Annotated in this window: 4 protein-coding genes; all 4 read right to left on the bottom strand. The window is 72.8% G+C overall.

The genetic code is table 11. The features are described from left to right. Positions 1-12: 12 nt before the first annotated feature. Positions 13-426, bottom strand: a complete 414-nt coding sequence (gene ndk / locus RIF68_RS31885; protein WP_309054747.1) for a nucleoside-diphosphate kinase — start codon at positions 424-426, stop codon at positions 13-15. Between the two features lie 66 nt (positions 427-492). Continuing rightward, the gene (locus tag RIF68_RS31880) at positions 493-861 is read right to left on the bottom strand and encodes a DUF4233 domain-containing protein (protein WP_309054746.1); all 369 of its coding nucleotides are present in this window, start codon (positions 859-861) and stop codon (positions 493-495) included. Between the two features lie 5 nt (positions 862-866). Then, the gene (locus RIF68_RS31875) at positions 867-2,390 is read right to left on the bottom strand and encodes a folylpolyglutamate synthase/dihydrofolate synthase family protein (RefSeq protein ID WP_309054745.1); all 1,524 of its coding nucleotides are present in this window, start codon (positions 2,388-2,390) and stop codon (positions 867-869) included. A 90-nt stretch (positions 2,391-2,480) separates the two neighbouring features. After that, positions 2,481-3,339 (bottom strand): ATP-binding protein (locus tag RIF68_RS31870; protein ID WP_309054744.1); only part of this gene is annotated, 859 nt, incomplete at its 5' end.

Below are 3,339 nucleotides of genomic sequence, written 5' to 3'. Positions count from 1 at the left end.
CTCAACTCGGGATCAGACCAGACCCGGGAAGAAGATCTTCAGCTCGCGCTGCGCCGACTCCTCCGAGTCGGAGGCGTGGATGAGGTTCTCCCGGACGATGGTGCCGTAGTCGCCACGGATGGAGCCGGGGGCGGCGGCGATCGGGTCGGTCGGGCCGGCCAGCTGGCGGACGCCCTCGATGACCCGCTCGCCCTCGACGACGAGCGCGACGACCGGGCCGGAGGACATGAAGCCCATCAGCGGCTCGTAGAAGGGCTTGCCCTTGTGCTCGCCGTAGTGCTGCTCCAGCGTCTCCTGGTCCAGCTCGCGCAGCTCCAGGGCCGCGATGGTCCAGCCGGCCTTGCGCTCGATACGGCCGATGATCTCGCCGATCAGGCCACGGCGGACGGCGTCGGGCTTGAGCAGGACGAGCGTGCGCTGGCTCACGGGGGGACTCCTTCGGGAAAAGCGGTGTACGGGTGTTCCGAGGCTACAGGGCCCCACCCCGGTCGATTACGCAGCGTCAGGCCCTGCGGAGCCCTCGGCGGCCGCCTGGGACGCGGCCCAGCGGGCCTTGACCTCGTCCACCTTCCGGCCGTAGTGCACCGAGCACCACCACAGGGCGGCGAAGCCGGCCCCCAGGAAGAACATGACGGGGACGAAGAAGCCGCTGAGGATCAGACCGATCTGCAGGGCCCAGCCGAGCTGCACCCCGCCGGGCCGGGTGATCATCCCGCACAGCAGCACCGACAGGACCATGGCGACGCCGCAGACGGTCCAGACCGTGGAGACCTCCAGGGAGGCGTCCTTCATCGCGACGAGACCGGCGAAGCCGATCACGAAGAACTCGCCGATGAGCGTCGAGGAACAGAGCGTACGCATCGGGGTCAGCCCCTCTTGAGCAGCAGTCGGGCGTCCCCGACCGTGAAGATCGAACCGGTCACCAGGACACCGGCGCCCCCGAACTCGGCCTCCTCCTCGGCGAGCGTGATCGCCGCCTCCAGGGCGTCGGGCAGCCGCGGCTCCACGACCACCCGGTCCTCGCCGAAGACCTCGACGGCGATCGCGGCCAGCGCGTCGACGTCGGTGGCCCGCGGGTTGGAGTTGGCCGTGATCACGACCTCCGCGAAGATCGGCTCGAAGGCCTCCAGGAGCCCGCGGGCGTCCTTGTCGGAGCTGGTCGAGACCACGCCGATGAGCCGGGAGAAGCCGAAGGACTCCGAGATGCCCTCGGCCGTCGCCCGCGCCCCGTGCGGGTTGTGGGCGGCGTCCAGGACGACCGTCGGGGAGGAGCGGACGACCTCCAGGCGGCCCGGCGAGGCCACCTGCGCGAAGGCCCGCCGGACGGTGTCCACGTCCAGGGTCCGGGCGTGCTGCGCGCCGATGCCGAAGAAGGCCTCGACCGCCGCGAGCGCCACCGCCGCGTTGTGCGCCTGGTGCGCCCCGTACAGCGGCAGGAAGATGTCGTCGTACTCGCCGCCGAGGCCGCGCAGGGTGAGGAGCTGGCCGCCGACCGCGACCTCGCGGGAGACCACGCCGAACTCCATGCCCTCACGGGCCACGGTGGCGTCGGCGTCGACCGCCTTCTTCAGCAGGACCTGCGCCGCGTCCACCGGCTGCTGGGCGAGGATCACCGTCGCGCCCGGCTTGATGATGCCGGACTTCTCCCCGGCGATCTCGGCGGTCGTCCCGCCGAGCCGGTCGGTGTGGTCGAGGTCGATCGGGGTGACCACGGCGACCGAGCCGTCGATCACGTTCGTCGCGTCCCAGGTGCCGCCCATGCCGACCTCGACGACCGCCGCGTCGACCGGGGCGTCCGCGAAGGCCGCGTACGCCATCCCGGTGAGGACCTCGAAGAAGGAGAGCCGGTACTCCTCGCGGGCGTCGACCATCTCCACGTACGGCTTGACGTCCTGGTACGTCTCGATGAACCGCTCCGCCGAGATGGGCGCGCCGTCCAGGCTGATCCGCTCGGTGATGCTCTGCACGTGCGGCGAGGTGTACCGCCCGGTGCGCAGCTCGAAGGCGCCGAGCAGCACCTCGATCATGCGGGCCGTCGACGTCTTGCCGTTGGTGCCCGTGATGTGGATCGACGGGTACGCGCGCTGCGGCTCGCCCAGCACGTCCATCAGGGCCGCGATCCGGCGGACCGACGGCTCCAGCTTGGTCTCGCCCCAGCGGGTGGACAGCTCGGTCTCGACCTCGCGCAGCGCCCGGTCCAGCTCCGGGTCCTCCGGGCGGCTCGGCACGGGGTCGCCCTGCGGGGGCCCGGCCTGGGCGCGCAGCGTGCGGCTCCCGGCCTCGATCACCGCCAGGTCGGGGTCACGGTCGGTCTCGGCGTCGACGATCTCGTCGAAGGCGTCGGGCTGGGCGTCTTCCGACGCGTCCATCGGCTCGCGGGGCTCACTCACGCCCCCAGTCTACGGAGGGGGGCCGACAGCACCGTGGACCCACCCCTTTCGGGACTTTCGGACCACGGCGGCCGGGGGCCGCGCTCTCGGTCAGCGGTCCAGGCCCGACGGCAGCAGCGCCGTGACCACGTAGGCGCCGTCCTCGCGGCGGGCCCGGAGCGTGCCGCCCATGCTGGTGACCCGCTCCTCCATCGAGAACAGGCCGGTGCCGGTCGAGACGGGCGCCCGCTCCGGCGGGTTCCCCGGCAGCGGGTTGCGCACCTCGACGCGCAGCCGGGGGCCGTCGACCGCGACGGTCACGGTCACGGGGAGGCCGGGCGCGTGCTTGGCCGCGTTCGTCAGGCACTCCCGCACCACCCGGTGGACGGCCGTCTGCCGCAGCGGCGACAGGGCTTTCGCCGCCTCCGTGATCCGGACGTCCACGGGGCTGCCCATCCGCTCGCTCTCCCGGGCCAGCTCGGCGAGCCCCTCCAGGCCGGGGGTGGTCCCGTCGCCACGCCGCACGATGGTCTCGTTGAGCATGTGGTGGGCGCGCCTTGCCGTGTCGGCGAGCTCCTCGAAGTCCTTCCGGTGCGCCTCTCCCCTGGCCCGTACGGCGAGGACCTCGGCCCGTACCGCGAGGACGGTCAGCTCGCGGCCGACCAGGTCGTGGACGTCCCGGCCGACGGAGATCCGCTCCTCCTGCACGGCCTGCCGGGCGGCGGCCTCCCGGCGCTGCGCCTCGAGGGCGCGCACCAGATCCTGGCGGTACGCGGCGATGCCGACGCCGGCCGCGAGGACGCCGATCGGCACGACCAGGCTCAGGAAGTCGCTCAGGGTCGCGCCGTGCCGGGCCGGCCAGCCGGGCAGGTGGAAGTAGGCGTAGGCGGTGCCGACGTAGAGCAGGGTGGCGAGGACGGCGGCCCGGCGGCCCCGGAAGCGGCCGAGGGAGTACAGGGCGAACTGGACC

The sequence above is a fragment of the Streptomyces sp. genome (assembly GCF_031178505.1).
Classification (GTDB): Bacteria; Actinomycetota; Actinomycetes; order Streptomycetales; family Streptomycetaceae; genus Streptomyces; species Streptomyces gulbargensis.
Note: the sequence above shows the minus strand (reverse complement) of the source record. Positions and strands in the feature narration are given on the sequence as shown.

Excerpts from the sequence above, each read along its gene's own strand:
- RIF68_RS31880 (WP_309054746.1), bottom strand. The coding sequence starts at position 861 with ATGCGTACGCTCTGTTCCTCGACGCTCATCGGCGAGTTCTTCGTGATC.